Here is a 20,175-nt window from a genome sequence, read left to right as displayed (position 1 = left end):
CCCGGCGGAGCACGTCACGGGCTCAGTCGGCGTGGATCCTGCCCCGCTCGACCACGAAGCGCTGTGGCGCGGAGCAGCCGATGGACGGGGTGACCAGCAGGCTCACCTCGATCGGCGCGGGTTCGGCGGCGGAGGTCGAGAACCGGCAGACGGCGCCCTTGCCGGTGAGCGGATACCAGAACCAGCCGTCCACGGCGCCCACCGTCGCGCGGTCCGTCTCCTTCCAGGCGCCGCCGCTGGTGCGCGTGTACACCTTCAGGCGCACGGAGGCGGCGTACTCGTCGCCGGTGGAACGCACCGCGGTCAGGCTGAACCTGTAGTCGCCGCCGAGGACCGAGGTGGCGATCTGCCGCGTCCGCGGCGCGGCGGCCGGGGCCGCGCTCGAGGCGCCGGCGGCGCCGGCCCCGAGGACGGTCGCCGTCACGAGTGCGAGAGCCGCGGCGGGGCCACGGCGGGTGAGACTGTGCGTCACGCTCATCTTTCTTCCCCCTGGAAGTGCGGTCGGATTGCCGGAGAACGTCCGGTTCTGCCCGTTCGGTAACGAAGACACCCCCACCGGCTCAGGGGTTGTACGGCCGCTGCGGACCCACCCCGGTGGGCGGCCGGGGACCCGGCCGGTGCCCGTCGAACACCGTGTGTGAGACTGCGCGCATGATCCGCGCCGCGACCCTCGCAGACGTTCCCGTCATCCACGCCCTGATCCGCGAACTCGCCGAGTACGAGAAGGCGCCCGACGAGGCGCGGGCGACGCCGGAGCAGCTCACCGAGGCGCTGTTCGGCGAGCGCCCGGCGGCCTACGCGCATGTCGCCGAGGGCGCGGACGGCGAGGTCGTGGGCTTCGCACTGTGGTTCCTCAACTTCTCCACCTGGCGCGGTGTGCACGGCATCTACCTGGAGGACCTGTACGTCCGCCCCGAGGCCCGCGGCGGCGGCCACGGCCGGGCCCTGCTGACGGAGCTGGCCCGCATCTGCGTGGCGCGCGGCTACGAGCGTCTGGAGTGGTCGGTCCTGAACTGGAACCGCCCGGCGATCGGCTTCTACGAGGCGCTGGGCGCCCGCCCGCAGGACGAGTGGACGGTCTACCGGCTCACGGACGAGGCGCTGGCCTCGCTGGGGCGGCAGGCGTAGGAGGGCCGTTCCCGCCGGGAAGACTCTCCGCTCCGGCGCCCACACGCCTCTGCTCCCGCGCCACCGACACGTCCGCTCCCGTGCCACGAAGGCGTCGCTCCGGGTGCCTTCGTACTGTCCCGGTCCGGCACCCGGCCGTTCCGGGCGGCGTGAGACGGCCCCCGATGGGAAAATATGGCGTGGGGGTCCTGCCCGTGGATGGGGATGAAGGCATGGGCGTCAGCGGCGCGGCGAGCAGTGCGGGTCCGAGCGATCCGTTCGACATCACCACCACGGCCGTGGCGATGGTCGACGCCGAGGGGCTGATCGTCCACTGGAGCCGAGGGGCCGAGGAGCTTCTCGGTCACGCGGCCCCCGACGTGCTGCGACGTCCCGCGGGCCTGCTGCTGGCGGTCGGCGACCCCGCCGCCGTACCGGTCTTCCTCCGGGGGATCGACCGTGGCTGGGCCGGTGTGATCACCGCCCGCCACCGCGCGGGCCATGCCGTGCGGCTGGCCGTGCGGCTGTGCCCGCTGAGCGCCGCGAGCGGGTCCTGCGACTGGCTCGTCCTCGGATGCGAGGCGACTAGGCGGCGCAGGTACGAGATGTACGAGGCGGTGGCGCGCGGACTGCTGGAACAGTCGCCGCTCGGGGTCGCGGTACTGGACACACAGCTGCGCTACCGGTGGATGAACCGTGCGCTCGCCGGTATGGAAGACGGTGCCGCCGGACCCGCCACAGACCCTAGGACCGGGGAACGCGCCGGAAAAGCCGGGGCCGCGAAGGCCGAAGAGCGCACCGACGAGGAGAGCACGGTCCGTGCTCTGGTCGACGTGGCGAGGGAATCGTCCGTGGTGACCCGGCAGGCCAGACAGGTGCTGATCTCCGGACAGTGCCAGGTGACCCTCGAACACACCCCGCCCCGCCGGGCGACGCCGGACCGGCGGGGTCAGGGCCGCTCCAGGCTGCATTCCTTCTTCCCGCTGCGGGACGGCTCGGGCCGGACACTCGGCATCTGCTACGCCGCCCTCGACCTGACCGGGCAGGATCCGGCACGGGAGCGGCTGGCGGTGCTGAACGCGGCGGCCGAGCACATCGGGACCACTCTGGATCTCGACCGAACGGTGCAGGAGCTGGCGGAGGTCCTCGTCCCGCCGGTCGCCGACTTCGTGGCCATCGACCTGCTGGACGCCGTCCACGCGACGAAGGACCCGGCCACCGGACCGTCGTACGACCCCACCACGCTGCGTCGCGCGGTCCATCTGTCGATCAAGGACGACCAGCCGGAGGTGATCGTCAGGGTCGGCGAGCCCACCCGGTACCCGGACTGCTCTCCTCAGATGCGGTGCCTGGCCACCGGGAAGCCCCTGTGCGAGATCGTCGGCACCTGGACGCCCTGGCTCGCCCACGACGTCCAGCGCTGGGAGAAGATGCTCGGGCTCGGTGTGCACACGCATCTGGTCGTCCCGCTGCGGGCCCGCGGCACCACGATGGGCGTGGTCACGCTGCTGCGCTGGAAGAATCCCGATCCGTTCGAGGGGGACGATCTGCTCCTGGTCGAGGACCTGGTGGCACGGGCCGCCGTCTGTGTGGACAACGCCCGGCGCTTCGCCCGCGAGCACCAGGCGGCGCTCACCCTCCAGACCAGCCTGCTGCCGCCCACACTGCCCGAGCACAGCGCCGTGGAGGTCGCCCACCGCTATCTTCCGGCCGACGCCGAGGCCGGGGTGGGCGGGGACTGGTTCGATGTCATCCCGCTCTCCGGTGCCAGGGTCGCGCTCGTGGTGGGCGACGTCGTCGGCCACGGGCTCCATGCGGCGGCCAGCATGGGCCGGCTGCGGGCCGCCGTGCAGACCCTGGCCGATCTGGATCTGCCTCCGGACGAGCTGCTGGCGCGCGTCGACGACCTGGTCGTACGTCTGTCCGACGAGGCGGAGGCGGCCGCCGACGGGCCGACGGTGATCGGCGCGACCTGTGTGTACGCCGTCTACGATCCGATCGCCCGCAAGATCGCCGTGGCCCGCGCCGGGCACCCCAGCCCGGCGATCGCCCATCTGAACGAGCCCGTGGAGTTTCCCGACATCCCCGCGGGGCCACCGCTCGGGCTGGGCGGCCTGCCGTTCGAGTCGGCCGAGGTGCCGGTGGAGGAGGGCAGCGTCATCGCCCTCTACACCGATGGGCTGATCGAGGCGTCGGACCGGGATGTGGACGTCGGGATGGAGCGCCTGTGCTTCACGCTCGCCCACCCTGACCGGCCCCTGGAGGAGATCTGCGACATCATGGTCCGCACCCTGCTGCCGGACCGGCCGCGCGACGACGTGGCCTTCCTCATCGCCCGCACCCATGTGCTCAGCTGCGACCGCGTGGCCTCCTGGGAGGTGCCGGCCGACCCGTCTGCGGTGCATGTGGCCCGGGAGAACGTCACCGAGCAGCTGTCGCGGTGGGGGCTGGAGGAGATGGCCTTCACCACGGAGCTGATCGTCAGCGAGCTGCTCACCAACGCCATCAGGCACGCCTTCGGTCCGATCGGTCTGCGGCTCATCCATGAGCGCACCCTGATCTGCGAGGTCTCCGACGCCAGCAACACCTCCCCGCGCCTTCGGCGGGCGCTCGGCACGGACGAGGGCGGACGGGGCCTGTTCCTGGTCGCCCAGGTCGCTCTGCGCTGGGGCACCCGGTACACGAACTCGGGCAAGACGATCTGGGCGGAGCAGCAGCTGCCCGGCTCGCCCGTCGGGGAAGCGCGGTGCTAGAACTGGGAACATGATCGGACGTTTCCGCCGGTCCCGGTCCGAAACGGCATCATCGCCGGGCGGCCGGCGGTCCGCTGATTCGTCCCGCCGCCAGATGTCGCGGCGTTTCCCCGGACGCCGCCTCTTGTCGTCCCGAAGCCTCGGCACCCTCGCGGCGCAGGTGTTCCTGCTGCAGGTCATCGTGGTCCTGGTGCTGGTCGCGGCGGCGGCCGCCGCGCTGGTGCTCCAGGGGCGGTACGACGCCGAGAACAGCGCCAGGGAGCGGTCGCTGGCCGCCGCGGAGGCGTTCGCGCACGCGCCCGGCACGGCGCTCGCGCTCCAGTCGCCCGATCCGACGAGGGTGTTGCAGCCCTCGATGATGGAGGCGCAGGCCGGGTCGAGCATCGACTTCATCTCCGTGCTGAACCCGCAGGGGGTGCGACTCGCCGACACGCAGCCGAAGCTGATCGGCACCAAGGCGCAGGGTTACGGACGAGCCCTGGCGGGCGAGACGTTCACCGACACCTTCCACGGCAAGCCGTCCGACGCCGTGCGCGCGGTGGTGCCCGTCCTGGACGGGAGCCGGCGCGTGGTCGGTGTGGTCACGGCGGGGATCGAGATCGGGAACCTGGGGCACATGCTGGACCAGCAGGTGCCCATGGTGGTCGGTTCGGCCGCGCTGGCCCTGGCGCTCGCGACCGCGGGCACCGCCCTCGTCAGCCGGCGGCTGCGCCGCCAGACCCACGGACTCGGCCCGGCCGAGATGACGCGGATGTACGAGCACCACGACGCGGTGCTGCACGCGGTGCGCGAGGGTGTGCTGATCGTGGACGCCGACGGCCGGCTGCTGCTCGCCAACGACGAGGCCCACCGGCTGCTGGACCTGCCGCCGGACGCCGACCAGCGGCACGTCACGGAGCTGGGGCTGGGCGAGGGGATGACGCGGCTGCTGGTGTCGGACGAGATCGCCTCCGACGAGGTGTGCCCGGCCGGCGAACGGCTGCTGGCGGTCAACACCCGGCGCACCGCGCCGTACGGCGGCGCGCAGGGCCTCGTGGCCAGCTTCCGGGACACCACCGAGCTGCAGGCCCTGTCCGGCCGGGCGGAGGTGGCACGGGGACGGCTGACGCTCCTGTACGAGGCCGGGGTGCGGATCGGCGGGACGCTGGACGTACGGCGCACCGCGCAGGAGCTCGCCGAGGTGGCGGTCCCGCGGATGGCGGACGTCGTCACCGTGGAGCTCCTGGACGCCGTGCTGCACGGCGAGGAGCCCACGGGCGCCGTGAACCGGATGCGCCGCACCGCGCTCCACGGGTTGGCTTCGGGCGATCCGCTGCAGCCGGTGGGGGATTCGATCCGGTTCGTGGTGGCGGACACGCCGATGGTGGCGGCGCTGCGGCGCGGCAAGGCCGTGCTGGTGCCGGACCTGAAGACCGCCGAGGACTGGCGGGCGCAGGACCCGGAGGGCGCGCGCCGGGTGCTGGTTTCCGGCATCCATTCGCTGATCACGGTGCCGTTGCGGGCGCGGGGCGTGGTGCTGGGCATGGTCAACTTCTGGCGGGGTCCGGGGTCGGCCCGGTTCGACGACGAGGACGTCGCGGTCGCCGAGGAACTGGTGGCCCGGGCGGCCGTCGCGATCGACAACGCGCGCCGCTACTCCCGTGAGCACGCGATGGCCGTGACCCTGCAGCGCAGTCTGCTGCCGCGGGACCTTCCGGAGCAGGACGCGCTGGAGGTGGCCTGGCGCTATCTGCCGGCGCAGTCGGGCGTGGGCGGCGACTGGTTCGACGTCATCCCCCTCCCCGGTTTCCGGGTGGCGCTCGTGGTCGGGGACGTGGTGGGCCACGGCCTGCACGCGGCCGTGACGATGGGCCGGCTGCGGACCGCCGTGCTGAACTTCTCCTCACTGGACCTGCCCCCGGAGGAGCTGCTGGGCCATCTCGACGAGATGGTGACGCACCTGGACATCCAGGCGGAGACGGCCGACGGCGAGGGGTCGCGGGTCACCGGGGCGACCTGCCTGTGCGCCGTCTACGACCCCGTGGGCGGGCGCTGCACCGTCTCCCGCGCCGGGCATGTCGCACCGGCCGTGGTGGACCCCGGGGGCCGGGTGACCTTCCCGGACCTGCCGCTGTCGCCCCCGCTGGGGGTCGGCGGGCATCCGTTCGAGGCGGGCGAGCTGGACCTGCCCGAGGGCAGCCGGCTGGTGCTGTTCACGGACGGCCTGATCGAGGACCGCAGGCGGGACATCGACGAGGGGCTGCGCATGCTCGGCGCGGCCGTCGCGCATCCGGACCAGTCGCCGGAGGAGACGTGCCGGGCCCTGATGGAGACGATGCTGCCGGACCACCCGAGTGACGATGTCGCCCTGCTCGTCGCCCGGACCCGGCTGCTGGACCCGTCCCGGGTGGCCCTGTGGGACGTGCCGTTCGACGCCAGCGCGGTCTCCCGGGTCCGGACGGAGGTGAGCCGCAGGCTGGTGGACTGGGAGCTGGAGGAGGTGTCGTTCGCCACGGAACTGATCCTCAGCGAACTGCTCACCAACGCCATCCGCTACGGCGCGCCGCCGGTGCGGGTCAGAATGCTCCTGGGCCGCACCCTGGTCTGCGAGGTGTCGGACGGCAGCAACACCTCTCCCCGGCTGCGGCGCGCGGCCACCACCGACGAGGGCGGCCGCGGGCTGTTCCTGGTCTCCCAGTTCGCGGACCGGTGGGGCACCCGCTATGTGGCGCACGGCAAGGTGATCTGGGCGGAGCAGTGCCTGGACCGGGTGTCGGAACCGGACGCGGCGATGCTGCTCGACGAGATGGCCTGGTGAGCGGCGGGCACACGGGCCGCCCTGACCTCCCGTAACGGAAACGGTCCGCTTATTAGACGCTGAGTCAAATTACTGAACCGTAACCTACCGGCCGGTACCGGCGGTAACACCTGGTGGGTACGGTCGCGTCGACCCACTCCCCACCGCGTGAGGAAGCCGGCGGACGACCGTGCCGCCTCACGCCCACCTGCCCTCGCGCCCGGACCGGCCGCCGGCCGCCACCCCGGCGCGAGGCAGTCTCTCCTGCTCGGCCGCATCCCAGGAGGTTCCCCATGCCCGCGCGCAGACATCTGCTCGCCGCAGCGGTCACCGCTGCCTCTTGCCTCGGCGTCCAGGCACTGTCCGCCACCGCGGCCACCGCGGCCACGGAGTCCGAACCCGTGGTGTCCCGTGGCGTCACGATCCCGGCGTTCTACACACCGCCCACCGGACTGCCGGAGGCCAACGGCAGCCTGATCCGCAGCGAACCGCTGCCGCTCGCCCTCAGCCTGCCCGGCCCGGGCGGCCCACTGCCGGGCCGGGCCACCCGGCTGATGTACAAGTCGACCGACGCGAACGGCAGGCCGGTCGCCGTCACCGGCGCCTACGTGGAACCGACGGCACGCCCGCGGGGCAGCGGACCGCGCCCCCTGGTCGTCGTCGCACCGGGCACCATGGGCCAGGGCGACCAGTGCGCGGCCTCCATGGGCCTGGAGCACCCGTTCACCTTCAACGGCCGGACGATGTCGGTCGGTTACGAGGACCTGTCGATCTACCGGCTGCTGGCCGAGGGCACCGCTGTCGTGGTCACCGACTACGTCGGCCTGGGTGCCACGGACCGGCTGCACACCTACGTCGACCGGGTCGACGAGGCCCACGCCGTCCTGGACGCGGCCCGCGCCGCCCGCGCCGTGCGGGGGTCGTCGATCACCCCCGCCTCGCGCGTCGGGCTGTTCGGCTACAGCCAGGGCGGCGGCGCCACCGCGGCCGCCGCCGAACTCCAGCCCGCCTACGCCCCCGACGTGCCCCTCGCGGGCACCTACGCCGGTGCGCCGCCCGCCGACCTGACCGCCGTCACCGAGGCCATCGACGGCAGCGAACTGGCCGGCGCCCTGGGCTGGTCCCTCAACGGCTTCCTCCAGACCGACCCGGAGCTCAGGCCGATCGCCGACGCACACCTCGACGCCGCCGGCAAGGCCGCCCTGGACGATCTGTCGACCATGTGCGTGGGCGACGCCATCCTCCACTACGCCTACACCAAGAGCACCAGGTGGACGACCGACGGCCGGTCCATCAGCGACATCATCCGCTCCACCCCCGCCCTCCAGGACTTTCTCGACACCCAGCGCATCGGCAGGCTCAAGCCGGCCGGTCCGGTACGGCTGGCCACCGGCACCAGCGACAACCTCGTTCCGCACGCCCAGGCCCGGCAACTCGCCGTCGACTGGTGCCGCAAGGGCGCCGACGTCACCTACGAGCCGGTCGTCCTGCCGAACGTCATCAGCCCCCTGCTCAACCACTTCGGCCCGCTGCTCGCCGACCAGGGCGCGGCGGTCTCCTGGCTGACCGACCGCCTCGCCGGCAAGCCGACCCCGGCCAACTGCGCGACACTGCCGATCCGGCCCTGACCGCGCCCGGACGGATGCCGCACACAGCAGGGGCCGCCCCGTCACCGACGGCGCGACCCCTGTCTGTGCCCGACCTCAGCCGGCGCTCCGGTCCCGGCGCCGCCGGGAGAGGTACGTTCCCGTGGCACCGACGGCGAGCAGGGCGCCGGCGGCGATGCCGACCGGCACGGCCGGGAAGGAGGTGGCCTCGGCGGCCGCGGCCGCGTTCTGCATGGCCGGGCCGGGAGTGATGGTGGTGGCGACCGGCGCCACGTCACGGATCGGACCGACGCACTTCACCGAGCCGTCCGTGTTCAGCAGCAGCTGCTTGTTGTTCGGGTGGCGGAAGTCGAACATTCCCTCCATGGAGCCGGCGGTGGCGTCGAAGGAGTGGTCGCCGATGCGGCCGGTGTGCCAGTTGTCCTCGATGAAGCGGGTGATCGACGCCTGGTCGGTCAGGGTGTGGTCGACCTTGTTGACCTTGCTGTACGGCGAGACGACCAGCAGGGGCTGGCGGGTGCCCGGGCCGCAGCGGTCGGCGTAGCCGCCGGACGCCTTGGGCCCGGCCTGGCAGGCGGGGCTGTCGGTGGCCAGGCCGTTGGAGCCGAGGGCGGTGTCGGCGGAGCCGTTGCGCGGCGCGACGTAGGCGTGGTCGTACCAGCCGTCGGAGTCGTCGTAGGCGATGACGACGGCGGTGGACCTCCACTGCGGCGAGCTCTGGATCGCGTTGATCTGATCGACCAGGAAGTGCTGCTCGTCGATCGGGTCGGAGTATCCGGCATGGCCGTCCTGGTAGGAGGCCGCCTTGACGAAGCTGACGGACGGCAGCTTGCCCGCCTTCAGGGCGGCGTCGAAGTCGGTCAGGTCGTAGTTGTGGTTGGCCTGGCCGTCGTGGCCGATCTCGGCGACGTCCTTGGGCGGCAGGTGGTGCGGGTTGGACGTCGACTTGTAGTAGGCGAACGGGTTGTGATGCGGGCTGTAGTCGACGACCTGGGCGCCGCCGACGTTGGCGTGGGCGGTGTCGCACCGGGCGTACTCGCCCTGCTTGCCGCTCCACGCTGCGGAGGGGCGGAAGCCGCCCTGGAACCAGCCCCAGCTGACGTGCCGGCCGTTGAGCAGGTCGCCGATGTTGCGGCCCTTCATCACCCCGAGGGCGTTGCTGCTGGTGTGGTTCTTCCCGGAGCAGTCGTCGAAGGCCGGGTCCGGGTCGTTGATCATCGTGCCCACACCGTCCGCGTCGGGCGACTTGACGGTGTAGGGGTCGGGCGTGGAGGTCTGCTTGGGGTTCTCGCTGCCGGAGGCGGGGTCGACAGAGATGATCCCGTGCGTCTGACCGGAGATCAGGTTGATGGCGCCGGGGGTGGACGGGCCGTAGTTGGAGCTGAAGGAACGGTCGCTGAGGGCGTAGTGCTGGGCGTAGTTCCACATCGCGGTGACGGTGTTGCCGTCGTAGTAGTCCATCACCAGGCCGGGTTCGCCGAACAGGCCGCCGGAGCACTTGTCGACCTCGGTGTTCTGGACGTACCGGTCGGCCTTGCCGCCGTTCGCCGCGTACTGCTCGGCCCCGTAGTTGTGGTTCTGGTCGCAGGTCATCGCCTGGGACGGGGTGAGCCGCTTGGGAGCGTACTGATTGGGGTTCTTCGTCAGCAGCCCCGCGTTCGCCAGGGTGTCGATGTGCTTCGGGGTCTTCTTCGACGCGGTGAACTTCGTGCCGTCGGTGTTGGCGGCCCTGGGGTAGGTGGCGAAGTAGTGGTCGAAGGAGATGTTCTCGTCGAAGAGCACGACCACGTGCTCGATCGGCGTGGCCGTTGATCCGTGGTTGTGTTGTCCGGTGGGCGCGGCGGCCCAGCCGGGGGCGTTGCCGCCCAGCACGGTGAGCGCCGCGGCGCCGGCCAGCACCCCGAGGCTTCGTATCGTTGCTCGTCTTCCCCTGCTGGCCATGCGGCTTCACCTTCCGGGCAGGATCGTCTTTGCGGCGTACGGCCTGGGATGCTCCGCCAGGCGGTCGAGCGGCACGGTGGCGGAGCCATGATGACGCGGAAGTGAACAGCCGGTCAGGAAAGTTGGGCCTATTTTTGACTGTGTATTGACTAATTGGCCGAACGGATTGTTCGCAAAGGAGACAAAGGGGTGAAAAGGCAGCGCGAGCCGTTGAGTCGGGGGACAACTGGGGAGCCGGGGGAACCGGTGCCCAGAAGTTCCCGGCCGGGCTCGTAGGGTGGGGCTGTCCCGCCGACCCCGGCGGGACAGCCCTGACTGCACCACCCGGAGAACACTCGATGACCTACGTCGCGGACCCCGCGCGCTACGACGGCACCATGCGCTACCGGCGCACGGGACGCTCGGGACTCGACCTGCCCGTCCTGTCCCTGGGCTACTGGCACAACTTCGGCGACGACCGGCCGTTCGAGACCCAGCGCGAGATCGCGCTGCGCGCCTTCGACCTCGGCATCACCCACCACGACCTGGCGAACAACTACGGGCCCCCGTACGGCTCCGCGGAGATCAACTTCGGGCGGCTGATGAGGCAGGACCTCGCGCCGTACCGGGACGAACTGGTCATCTCCACCAAGGCGGGCTGGGACATGTGGCCCGGCCCCTACGGCCAGGGCGGCGGCTCCCGCAAGTACCTGCTCGCCTCGCTCGACCAGTCGCTGCACCGGATGGGGCTCGACTACGTCGACATCTTCTACTCCCACCGGCTCGACGCGAGCACGCCGCTGGAGGAGACGATGGGCGCCCTGGACACCGCCGTCCGCCAGGGCAAGGCTCTGTACGTCGGCATCTCCTCCTACGACGCCGAGCGGACCCGGCAGGCCGCCGCCATCCTCCGTGACCTGGGCACCCCGCTGCTGATCCACCAGCCGTCGTACAGCATGGTCAACCGCTGGATCGAGACCGAGGGCCTGCTGGACGCCGCGCAGGAGGAGGGCTTCGGGGTCATCGGCTTCACGGCCCTGGCCCAGGGCCTGCTGACCGGGCGCTACCTGGATGGCGTCCCCCAGGACTCGCGGGCGGCGCGGGGCACCTCGTTCGACGCCGCATGGCTTTCGGGGGACATGCTCCACCGGCTGCGCGCGCTCAACGACATCGCCGCCCGGCGCGGGCAGACGCTCGCCCAGATGGCGCTCGCCTGGGCCCTGCGCGACGAGCGCGTCACCTCGCTGGTCATCGGCGCCTCTCGCGTGGAGCAGCTGGAGCAGAACGTGGCCGCGCTGGAGCGGCCGGACTTCAGCGGCGAGGAACTGGCCGAGATCGACAAATACGCCACCGAGGGCGGCGTGGACCTGTGGCGGGCGGCCCGCACCGGGAACCTCGGCTGACGGCGGCGGCCGACTGGAACGTGCCGCGTCCCCCACCCGTCGCGGGGTGGGGGACGCGGCACGCTCGGAGCGTTGGGCAGGCCTTGCACCTGCATCTCCCCGCGGGAAGCGGGGTGTCTTTCCTTGGACCACCAACGCACTGCCGGTTGCCGGGAGTTCCGGCCTCCTGCCTGGTATTCACCGTAGCCCGCCTTCGCCGTGCGCGCCTCGCGAGACGCGCACGGCGTCACCCGAACGCGCCATCGCCGCTGTTCAGGGCCCTGCACGGCCGGGCCCCGGCAGCGTGCGGCGCCGCCTCTGCCTGCCGCATACGTACGCCTCGTCGACCGGGGCGCCGCACCGGCAACGGACGTGGAGGCCCCGCCCTGCCGAGGCCTCCAGTGCCGTCGGCGCAGGCGCTGTTCCAGCCGGAGCCGTCGCTGGTGGCCGAAGCAGCCGAAGGGCACACCCATGAAGGCGACGTCGGCCTTGAAGACATCCGGCTAGTCGCCGAGCAGCACGTTGGTCATCATGGCCCGTCGCCGGCCGCCGAACTCGGCATCACCATCGTCGCCGCCGACCCGGCCGACACCTCGAAGTGGGGCGCCCAGCACTGACAGAAACCCCTCACAGGCAAGACCAAGACACCCGCCGACACGATGTGGCGAGCATCGCGATCGGCGGACGCGCCCTCGGGCACCGCATCCGGCGACGGACGGCACCGCCCTCTGCCCACCAGAGCGATGGACAGGGGCATCGGACCGCCCAGGCCGGATCCGGCACCCCAGGGCGCGAGCAAACCCGCCCCCGCATCCCCTGACCACGCACACGATCCCGCCGGGACCGGGCACGGAGCGAACGCGGGCGACCAGGACACTCAACACCGTTCGGAGTGTCCGGCTGAGCACGAGCCCCTCCGGGACTCACTCCCGCTCAGTCTCTAGAAACGGTAGAGACGAGGAAGCCGTAGCGGTCGGCCAGGGAGGCGAACTCGGTGCCCGAGTAGAAGGCGGGCCCTGAGCCGGTGCAGTAGTGCACGGCCACGAGGACGGCGGGCCGGCCGGCGCGCTGTCCGGGCGGTAGACGTACATGCGCAGGTTGCTCAGGTTGGCGCCGAACCCGGTCACCTCCGTCAGGGAGGCGGCGTGCGCACTGGGTGCGGCCGTCGGCGTCAGCGCCGCGAGCAGCGGCACGACGCCCGCGAGCAGTGCGGTCAGCTCCGGTTCGTAATCTGCGCGTCGCATTCGCTGACAGGATCGAAAGTTTCAGAGAAGGGAATGACATGGACATGCCTAAAGCATTCTCCAGACGGGCGGCACGGGCGTTGACGTCCGCGCTTCTCGCCACCGCCACGCTCACCGCGCTGTCGCACAGCGCGGCAGCCGCCGGCACCCTGGGCTCGGCCGCGGCCGGCAAGGGTCGCTACTTCGGCACCGCCGTGGCGGCGAGCCACCTCGGCGAGTCCGCCTACGCCGGCACGCTCGACCGGGAGTTCAGCGCGGTGACCCCTGAGAACGAGATGAAGTGGGACGCCACCGAGAGTACCCGCAACACCTTCACCTTCGCGGCCGCCGACCAGATCGTGAGCCACGCGCAGAGCAAGGGGATGAAGATCCGCGGGCACACGCTGGTGTGGCACTCCCAGTTGCCCTCCTGGGTCTCCGGCCTGGGCGCCGCCGACCTGCGCACGGCGATGAACAACCACATCACCCAGCTCATGCAGCACTACAAGGGCAAGATCTACGCCTGGGACGTGGTCAACGAGGCGTTCCAGGACGGCTCCAGCGGCGCCCGGCGCAGCTCGCCGTTCCAGGACAAGCTCGGTGACGGCTATATCGAGGAGGCCTTCCGCACCGCCCGCTCCGTCGACCCGGACGCCAAGCTCTGCTACAACGACTACAACACCGACGGGGTCAACGCGAAGAGCAACGCCGTCTACAACATGGTCAAGGACTTCAAGTCCCGCGGCGTGCCGATCGACTGCGTGGGCTTCCAGTCCCACTTCAACAGCGCGTCCCCGGTTCCCTCCGACTACCGGGCGAACCTGCAGCGCTTCGCCGACCTCGGGGTCGACGTGCAGATCACCGAGCTCGACATCGAGGGCTCGGGCACCGCACAGGCCAACAGCTACGCCACCGTGGTCAAGGCGTGTCTGGCGGTGAGCCGGTGCACCGGGATGACCGTCTGGGGCATCACCGACAAGTACTCCTGGCGCAGCAGCGGCACCCCGCTGCTGTTCGACTCCAACTACGCCGAGAAGCCCGCGTACGACGCCGTCCTGACCGCTCTCGGCGGCTCGGGGAGCGGCGGGGGTGGCGGCAACGGCGGCGGCACGGGTGCCACGTGCACGGTCGTCTTCACCAAGACCGCGGACTGGAACGACGGTTACAACGGCCAGGTCACCGTGACGGCGGGTGCCGCCCCGATCACCGGCTGGACCACGACGGTCACCTTCCCCGCGCCGCAGAAGGTGTCCACCCTCTGGAACGGCAGCGCGAGCTGGGACAGCAGCGGCACCGTGATGACGGTGCGCCCCACCTACAACGCCGATCTCGCGGCGGGCGCCTCGACCAGTTTCGGCTTCACCGTCCAGAAGAACGGCAGTTCCTCCGCCCCGACCGTCGGGACCTGCACGGCGTCCTGATCGCAGTCGCCGGCCCGGCGGCGGGGACCGTCTCGGTGATCCCCGCCGCCGTGGGCGTCCTCTGCCGTGGGGGCGGGGTCGCGTGCATGAGGTGAGTCGCATGCACCAGACGCATGGTTCGGCCGCCCCTCTGGCATTGGACGCATGCATCGCTCCTGATCGACCCTGGTGGGGACACATGTCCCCCGGTCCGTCCAGGAGTCGATCAGCTCATGAAGGCATCGCCTGTCGTCCCGCTCGCCCCCGGGCCCCTCGCGGCGGCCGTGCGGGGAGCCGTGGCGCTCGCCGTGCCGCTCCTCGTCGGCGTCCGGACCGGGGCGGTGGTCCCGGCCGTGATCGCCGGGATCGGTGCCCTGTGGGGGGTGAGCCACGACGGACCCGATCCCTACCGGCTGCGGGTCCGGCGGCTGGCCTGCACGGGCGCTTCCGCCGCCGTCGGCCTGCTCGCCGGGGAACTCGCGCTCCGCAGCGGGCGTCCCGCGGCGGTCACCGTCTGTCTCGTCGCCACCGCGCTGCTCGCCGGCGCGGTCAGCCTGCGCGGACGCCTCGCCTCCGTGTCGGGCATGCATCTCCTGCTCGGCGCCACCGTCGGCGGCGGCATTCCGGTGCCGGGGCCGTGGTGGCAGGCTCCCCTCGCGCTGCTCTCCGGGGTGGGCCTCGTCGTCGTCCTGTCCGCGACGCCGTGGCTGTGGCGCCGGTACGACATCGAGCGGGCCGCCGTCCTCGCGGTGTACCGGGCCGCCTCCGAGGCGCTGTCCGCGGCCGGTTCGCCCGGGGCCGAGGCCGCGCGCAGGCGGCTGACCACCGCCCTCGACGACGCCCACCAGGTGATGGGCCGGCATCTGGCGCGCCGCGACCGGGCGCGGACGGAACTGGGCGCGGTGCGCGACGCCTTCCACACGGCGGTGCGGCTGGGTGAGGTGGCCTCGGCGCTGGTGTGGGAGGGGCGTCCGCTCCCCCGGTGCCTTACGGACGTACCGCTGCTGATGACGGCGCGCCTGCTGCCGGACGCGGCGTCCGCCTCCCGCGCCACGGCCCGCCCGGGGCCGGTGCCCGCCCAGGGCGCAGACCTGTTCGAAGCGGCCTCGCCGGGGGTGCGCGCGCTGGCCGAGCTGTACGCGGAGTCCCTCCGGGCGCGTCCGTCCGGCGTGGCGGAGCGTCTGCCCGCGTACCCGTGGCACGGACCGGCGGCCCAGGCGCGGTACGCCGTGCTGCTGACGGTGTGTGTGCTGGTCGCCCAGCTCTGCGCCGGGCTGCTGCACGGTCCGCGCGGATACTGGCTCCCCATGACGGTGGCGTTCGTCTACAAGCCCGACTTCGGGCCGGTCCTCCGCCGGGCCCTGCACCGCTGCGCCGGTACGGTCGTCGGGGTGGCCGCCATCGGCGCGGTGACCCTGCTGACGACCGACACCCTGGTACTGATCGGCGCCGTGGCGGCCTTCGGCGCGTTGATGGCCGTCGGTGTGCGCCATCACTACGCGCTCGCCACGACGGCCCTGACGGCGATCGTGTTCGTCCTCGTCGACCTGCTCGGCGACCACCGCGCGCTGTACTCGGCGCGCATCCTGGACACCGCCCTGGCCGCCGCGATCGTCCTCCTCGCACACTTCGCGCTGTGGCCGGACTCGGCGGCCGGCCGGGCCGCCGCGCAGACCGAGGCCGCGGTGGCCGCCGCGCACCGGTACCGGGACCTGGCCGCCGATGCCACGCCGGCCCAGCGGCACGCCCTGCGCCGGGCCGCCTACCACCGGCTCGCCGAGGCACGCAGGGCCGTGGCCCACGCCCACGGCGAGCCGGGCCGTCCCGGTCGCAAGGATCCGAGGCTGCCGGACCAGGAGGACGCCATCGCCTCGGCGGAGCGACTCTGCGACGCCGTCAGCGCAAGGAACCTGGGCGCGGTACCGGCGGCGGCCGCGCTCCCCGTACCTCGCTGCACCGAAGTGGGCGCGATGGGAGGATGAGCGCGATGGATCTCCAGGTGCTGCGTTCCTTCCAGGCGGTGGCCGAGGGCCTGACGGTGACGGACGCCGCCGCCGAGGCCCGTGTCACCCAGCCCGCCCTGTCGCGTGCGCTGCACCGGCTGGAGGAGGAGGTGGGCGCGGAACTCCTCCAGCGAGTGGGCCGCGTCCTGCGGCCGACACCGGCCGGACGGGTGTTCAAGGAGTACGTCGACGCCACGCTGGACAGCTACGACCGGGGGCGGCGGGCCGTCGCCGAGGTCGTCGACCCGGAGGCGGGCCTGGTGTCCCTGGCCTTTCTGCACACCCTGGGCACCTGGCTGGTGCCCAGGCTCGTCACCGGGTTCCGGGAGGCCTATCCGCAGGGCCGCTTCGAGTTGCACCAGCACGGCGAGAACGGCCTGGTCCAGCATCTCCTCGACGCCACCGCCGACATGATGATCACCAGCGGCGACCCCGGACATCCGCTGATCACCTGGAGACGGCTCCTGGTCGAACCGCTCTGGCTCGCCGTTCCCACCGGGCACCGCCTGGCCCGGCGCCGAGGGGTCCGGCTGGCCGAGGTCGCCGAGGAGCCCTTCATCCTCCTCAAGCCCGGCTACGGGCTGCGCAGCGTCACCGAGACACTGTGCCGTCAGGCCGGTTTCACCCCGCGGGTCGGCTTCGAGGGCGAGGAGGTGCACACCCTGCGCGGACTGGTGGCGGCCGGTCTGGGCGTGTCCCTGATCCCGTCCTCGCCCGACGCCGCGGCGAGCGGTGACTTCCCGATCCGCTATCTGGAGATCACCGACGTGCACGGCGCCCGGGACATCGGCATCGCCTGGCTCTCCGGGCGCACCCTGCCCCCGGCGTCCCGGCGCTTCATCGACCACGCGCTCCGGGTGACGGCCGCGGCGGCCGGCGGCCGATGGTGAACCGGTGACGACGGCCGGGGTCCGTCGCTCGGACCAGGGCACGTTCGGGGCCGGGGCCGGCAGGGCGTCCCACCGTCGCTGACATGCCCTTGCCTGGAGCAATGAGGCCCTCGCGACAGTGCGCCACAGCAGGCTGGTGGTCTTGGTCAAGTCCGCCGGGAGTTCCTGTGAACAGGCCGCCTGAGTGTCTCCGCGCAGTCCGTCGTCCGGTGCCGGGCCGCACGCCGGTGCGCCCGCCCGGTCCTGCCACGCCTGTCGCGTCAACACCCGGGGCGTGCCCGTGCGAGCGGTGAGGCTCCCCGGCTGCTCCACGGCCGCGAACGCCCGTGCGGCGCGGGCGAAGGCCGAGGAGCCGCAGGTGCCCGCTCCTCCCATGTGGCTGCGCTGGTTGCCGGTCGCCTATGTCGCGGCGGTCCTGGTCATCGAACCGCTCACTCCGGTGGACTGGCCCGTGAGCTTCGTGGTCACCGCCCTGCCGCTGGTCGCCGCCTACGCCTACGGGCCCGTCGCGGTCGCCGCGTTCACGGTGTTCGCCGTCCTGTTCGAAGGTGTGCTGGCGGGCACCCCGTGCTGTGCCGGGCGTTCGGTGACCTACATGTGGGACCGCCACTACGTGGCCAACTACATCTGCACCGGCCTGGTGGGGGTTCTCGGCGCGATTCTGGCCGTGCACCGGATGCGGCGGGAGAGGACACTGGCGACGGTGCGTTCCGTGGCCGAGACCGCGCAGCGGGTGCTGCTGCGACCGGTGCCCCGTCACCTCGGCCAGGTCTCCGTCGAGACGCTCTACCTGTCCGCCGCCGCGGAGGCGCGCATCGGCGGCGACCTGTACGAGGCGGTGCCGACGGCGTACGGCGTGCGGCTGCTCATCGGCGACGTGCGCGGCAAGGGACTGGTCGCCGTGGAGACGGCCGCGACGATACTGGGCGCCTTCCGGGAGGCCGCTCACGACGAGCGCGACCTGACCGGCGTGGCCCGCCGCGTGGAGCGGAGCATGAGCCGTCATGCCGCGCAGCTGCCCGGCGGCGAGTGGGCGGAACGCTTCGTCACCGCGGTGTTCGCCGAGATCCCCGAGCACGAGCAGGTCGTCCGCATCGTCAACTGCGGTCACCCGCCGCCCCTGATCCTCCACGAGGGCGGCGTCCGCGAGCTGCACGCGACCGACCCGTCACCGCCGGTCAACCTCGGCGTGCTGATCGGCGACGGCTACCACATGGACGTCGAGCCCTTCCACCCCCGTGACCAACTGCTGCTCTACACCGACGGCGTCACCGAGACGCGCGATGCCGACGGGGTCTTCTATCCGCTCGCCGAGCGCGTCGCGCCGTGGGCATCGCTGCCACCCCGCGCTCTCCTGGACCACCTGCACGCGGACCTGCACGCCTACAGCGGCGGGCATTTGGACGACGACATCGCCGCCCTCGCCGCGTACCGCCTGCCCGGCGAGCCCCGCTCCTGAGCGAGCGCCCGCCGGACCGTGCCGGGCGGCCGCCTCTTCGCCGGCGTGTTCACGGCGTCGCCGAAGGTGCGTCGGGCCTGGGGGGCAGCGCCAGATGCGCGAGGTCACCGGGCCGCGGGCTCGTCACCGGCCAGAGCGGCGGCGGGGTTCCGTCGGCAACGGCGGCGGGGGCGTCGGAGAGGTTCATGCGCTCGCGCAGGCGGCCGTAGAAGTCCATCGGGCCCAGTCGCACGGCCCGCAGCCGGTGCGGCGACGCGTAGATGCCGATCCAGTCCCCCGGGTCCAGCACTCCGCGCGGCTGGCCGTCGATGCTGACGACGGCCTGGCCGGAGTGGTCCAGCATGCGCAGGGCGACCGGTTCGTCCGGCGCGGCGACGACGGTGCGGTCGAACACCATGTGCGGGGCGACGGGCGTGAAGACGAGGGCGTCCGTGCGCGGGGAGACGACCGGGCCGCCGGCGGCGAAGCTGTAGGCCGTCGAGCCGGTCGGGGTGGCGACCAGCAGCGCGTCGGCGGAGTACGACGCGAGCAGCCGTCCGGCGATGTAGACGCCGGCCGACACCTGCCGGTCCCGCGCCAGCTTCTCCACGACGATGTCGTTCAGCGCGGTGACGTTCAGCGCGATGCCCCAGTCGCCCCCCACCTCGCAGTCGGTGCGCACCCGCGGCGGGGGCAGCATCGGGCGGCGGCCGTAGCGCATCAGTTCCTCGATGCCGGCGGGCACCTCCAGGCGGCGCGAGGCGCGCATGGTGAGCAGCATGCGGCTCTCGACGGTGAGCCGCTGCGTCAGGACCGCGTCCAGCGCGGAGCCCACGACGGTGACGGGCACCTCGGTGAGGAAGCCGACCCGGCCGAGGTCGACGCCCAGGACGAGGGCGTCGTTCTCGGCGGCCAGCCGGGCGCCGCGCAGGAACGTGCCGTCGCCGCCCAGGGTCACGATGAGATCCGGGTCGCCCGCGGCGTCGACCTCCTCCCGCGCGCTGTGCCGGCCGCCGTCCCGCCACACGTCGATGTCCGTGCACTGCACGGCGTGTTCCGCGCACCAGGTGCGCACGGCCCGCGCTGCGGCCGCGGCCTCCGGGCGCCCTCCGTGCACGACCAGGCCGATCCGACGTACCGTCACATCCGTCTCCGAGTCGATCCGCGTGTCCACGCGACGGGCGATACCGGAAGCCATCCTGACCATGCGAGGCGCCTCCTCCCGCGACGCCACGCCGCCGGGCGCCCCGGGGCGCGCCGTACGGCGTTTCCCGAGGGGAGCGGCGCAACTCCCCGCCGGGTAAAGAAATCGTATGGTCTAGTCCAAAGACTCATCTGGTCCAGACCAATCTATTGACGTGCTCGCAACACCGTCAGGAAGCTGGGGCCACTTCCCCACCCCACTGGAGGCACGCAGTGAGACGTCTTAGCGCATGTCTGGGCGCGGCCACCGCCGTCGGGCTCGCCGCCGTCGGCACCACCGCGCTGGTAGCGGGCAACGCCTCGGGCGCGACGAGCGCGCTGAGCAACCGCTGGTACGCCGCGGCCCCGTACCTGATGCCGCTGGACAACGACCCGCCGAACGCGGCCGCCATCATGGACGCGACCGGGCTGAAGGCGTTCCAACTCGCGTTCGTCCTCGCCCCCAACGGCGGCGGCTGCTCCCCCACGTGGGG

Annotated in this window: 12 protein-coding genes and 3 pseudogenes; 11 read left to right on the top strand and 4 right to left on the bottom strand. The window is 72.3% G+C overall.

The genetic code is table 11. The features are described 5' to 3' along the window. Positions 1–22: 22 nt before the first annotated feature. Complete coding sequence (locus BZY54_RS30465; RefSeq protein WP_086728546.1) at positions 23–478, bottom strand: hypothetical protein; 456 nt, start codon at positions 476–478, stop codon at positions 23–25. A gap of 173 nt (positions 479–651) precedes the next feature. Here BZY54_RS30465 and BZY54_RS30460 point away from each other — a divergent pair, with 173 nt between their 5' ends. From BZY54_RS30460 to BZY54_RS30445, 4 genes are all read left to right on the top strand, one after another. Beyond that, positions 652–1,128, top strand: a complete 477-nt coding sequence (locus BZY54_RS30460) for a GNAT family N-acetyltransferase (RefSeq protein WP_086728545.1) — start codon at positions 652–654, stop codon at positions 1,126–1,128. Between the two features lie 212 nt (positions 1,129–1,340). Further along, a complete protein-coding gene (locus BZY54_RS30455) occupies positions 1,341–3,860 on the top strand; it encodes a SpoIIE family protein phosphatase (protein ID WP_107419858.1) in 2,520 nt (839 codons plus the stop codon). Between the two features lie 94 nt (positions 3,861–3,954). Then, positions 3,955–6,657, top strand: a complete 2,703-nt coding sequence (locus BZY54_RS30450) for a SpoIIE family protein phosphatase (protein WP_244217415.1) — start codon at positions 3,955–3,957, stop codon at positions 6,655–6,657. A 272-nt stretch (positions 6,658–6,929) separates the two neighbouring features. Beyond that, complete coding sequence (locus BZY54_RS30445) at positions 6,930–8,264, top strand: lipase family protein (RefSeq protein WP_086728544.1); 1,335 nt, start codon at positions 6,930–6,932, stop codon at positions 8,262–8,264. A gap of 75 nt (positions 8,265–8,339) precedes the next feature. Here the strand turns inward: BZY54_RS30445 and BZY54_RS30440 are convergent, their stop codons facing one another. Next, on the bottom strand, positions 8,340–10,184 hold the full coding sequence (locus BZY54_RS30440) for a phospholipase C (protein WP_086728543.1): 1,845 nt from the start codon (positions 10,182–10,184) through the stop codon (positions 8,340–8,342). Positions 10,185–10,522: 338 nt separating this feature from the next. Here BZY54_RS30440 and mgrA point away from each other — a divergent pair, with 338 nt between their 5' ends. Both mgrA and BZY54_RS30430 read left to right on the top strand, forming a co-directional pair. Next, positions 10,523–11,566 carry an L-glyceraldehyde 3-phosphate reductase gene (mgrA, locus tag BZY54_RS30435; RefSeq protein ID WP_086728542.1) on the top strand — a complete coding sequence of 348 codons (1,044 nt, stop codon included), beginning with the start codon at positions 10,523–10,525 and terminating at the stop codon, positions 11,564–11,566. Positions 11,567–12,084: 518 nt separating this feature from the next. Continuing rightward, positions 12,085–12,489: pseudogene (locus tag BZY54_RS30430) on the top strand (transposase); the annotation flags it as partial. A 10-nt stretch (positions 12,490–12,499) separates the two neighbouring features. Here BZY54_RS30430 and BZY54_RS30425 read toward each other — a convergent pair. Then, a pseudogene (locus BZY54_RS30425) lies at positions 12,500–12,789 on the bottom strand (extracellular catalytic domain type 1 short-chain-length polyhydroxyalkanoate depolymerase); the annotation flags it as partial. Between the two features lie 44 nt (positions 12,790–12,833). Between BZY54_RS30425 and BZY54_RS30420 the strand changes: the two are divergent. The 4 genes from BZY54_RS30420 to BZY54_RS30405 all read left to right on the top strand — a co-directional run bounded on the left by BZY54_RS30420 (position 12,834) and on the right by BZY54_RS30405 (position 18,520). After that, positions 12,834–14,189, top strand: a complete 1,356-nt coding sequence (locus BZY54_RS30420; protein ID WP_086728555.1) for a glycoside hydrolase family 10 protein — start codon at positions 12,834–12,836, stop codon at positions 14,187–14,189. 212 nt (positions 14,190–14,401) lie between these two features. After that, complete coding sequence (locus BZY54_RS30415) at positions 14,402–16,150, top strand: FUSC family protein (protein WP_086728541.1); 1,749 nt, start codon at positions 14,402–14,404, stop codon at positions 16,148–16,150. After that, positions 16,147–17,061 carry a LysR family transcriptional regulator gene (locus tag BZY54_RS30410; protein WP_244217414.1) on the top strand — a complete coding sequence of 305 codons (915 nt, stop codon included), beginning with the start codon at positions 16,147–16,149 and terminating at the stop codon, positions 17,059–17,061. The genes BZY54_RS30415 and BZY54_RS30410 overlap by 4 nt, the downstream gene beginning before the upstream one ends. 358 nt (positions 17,062–17,419) lie before the next feature. Next, entirely contained in the window at positions 17,420–18,520 is a 1,101-nt protein-coding gene (locus BZY54_RS30405) for a PP2C family protein-serine/threonine phosphatase (protein ID WP_244217413.1), read from the top strand. A gap of 49 nt (positions 18,521–18,569) precedes the next feature. Here the strand turns inward: BZY54_RS30405 and BZY54_RS30400 are convergent, their stop codons facing one another. After that, positions 18,570–19,643 carry an NAD(+)/NADH kinase gene (locus BZY54_RS30400; protein ID WP_167414099.1) on the bottom strand — a complete coding sequence of 358 codons (1,074 nt, stop codon included), beginning with the start codon at positions 19,641–19,643 and terminating at the stop codon, positions 18,570–18,572. 272 nt (positions 19,644–19,915) lie between these two features. On the opposite strand from BZY54_RS30400, the pseudogene BZY54_RS30395 reads away from it, so the two are divergent. Next, positions 19,916–20,175: pseudogene (locus BZY54_RS30395) on the top strand (chitinase); the annotation flags it as partial.

This window comes from Streptomyces carpinensis (genome assembly GCF_002154505.1).
Lineage (GTDB): Bacteria > Actinomycetota > Actinomycetes > Streptomycetales > Streptomycetaceae > Streptomyces > Streptomyces carpinensis.
Note: the sequence above shows the minus strand (reverse complement) of the source record. Positions and strands in the feature narration are given on the sequence as shown.

What these genes read in the sequence shown, in the direction of transcription:
- BZY54_RS30465 (WP_086728546.1), bottom strand. Translation starts at nt 478, where the DNA reads ATGAGCGTGACGCACAGTCTCACCCGCCGTGGCCCCGCCGCGGCTCTC.
- BZY54_RS30460 (WP_086728545.1), top strand. Translation starts at nt 652, where the DNA reads ATGATCCGCGCCGCGACCCTCGCAGACGTTCCCGTCATCCACGCCCTG.
- BZY54_RS30455 (WP_107419858.1), top strand. Translation starts at nt 1,341, where the DNA reads ATGGGCGTCAGCGGCGCGGCGAGCAGTGCGGGTCCGAGCGATCCGTTC.
- BZY54_RS30450 (WP_244217415.1), top strand. Translation starts at nt 3,955, where the DNA reads ATGTCGCGGCGTTTCCCCGGACGCCGCCTCTTGTCGTCCCGAAGCCTC.
- BZY54_RS30445 (WP_086728544.1), top strand. Translation starts at nt 6,930, where the DNA reads ATGCCCGCGCGCAGACATCTGCTCGCCGCAGCGGTCACCGCTGCCTCT.
- BZY54_RS30440 (WP_086728543.1), bottom strand. Translation starts at nt 10,184, where the DNA reads ATGGCCAGCAGGGGAAGACGAGCAACGATACGAAGCCTCGGGGTGCTG.
- mgrA (WP_086728542.1), top strand. Translation starts at nt 10,523, where the DNA reads ATGACCTACGTCGCGGACCCCGCGCGCTACGACGGCACCATGCGCTAC.
- BZY54_RS30420 (WP_086728555.1), top strand. Translation starts at nt 12,834, where the DNA reads ATGCCTAAAGCATTCTCCAGACGGGCGGCACGGGCGTTGACGTCCGCG.
- BZY54_RS30415 (WP_086728541.1), top strand. Translation starts at nt 14,402, where the DNA reads ATGAAGGCATCGCCTGTCGTCCCGCTCGCCCCCGGGCCCCTCGCGGCG.
- BZY54_RS30410 (WP_244217414.1), top strand. Translation starts at nt 16,147, where the DNA reads ATGAGCGCGATGGATCTCCAGGTGCTGCGTTCCTTCCAGGCGGTGGCC.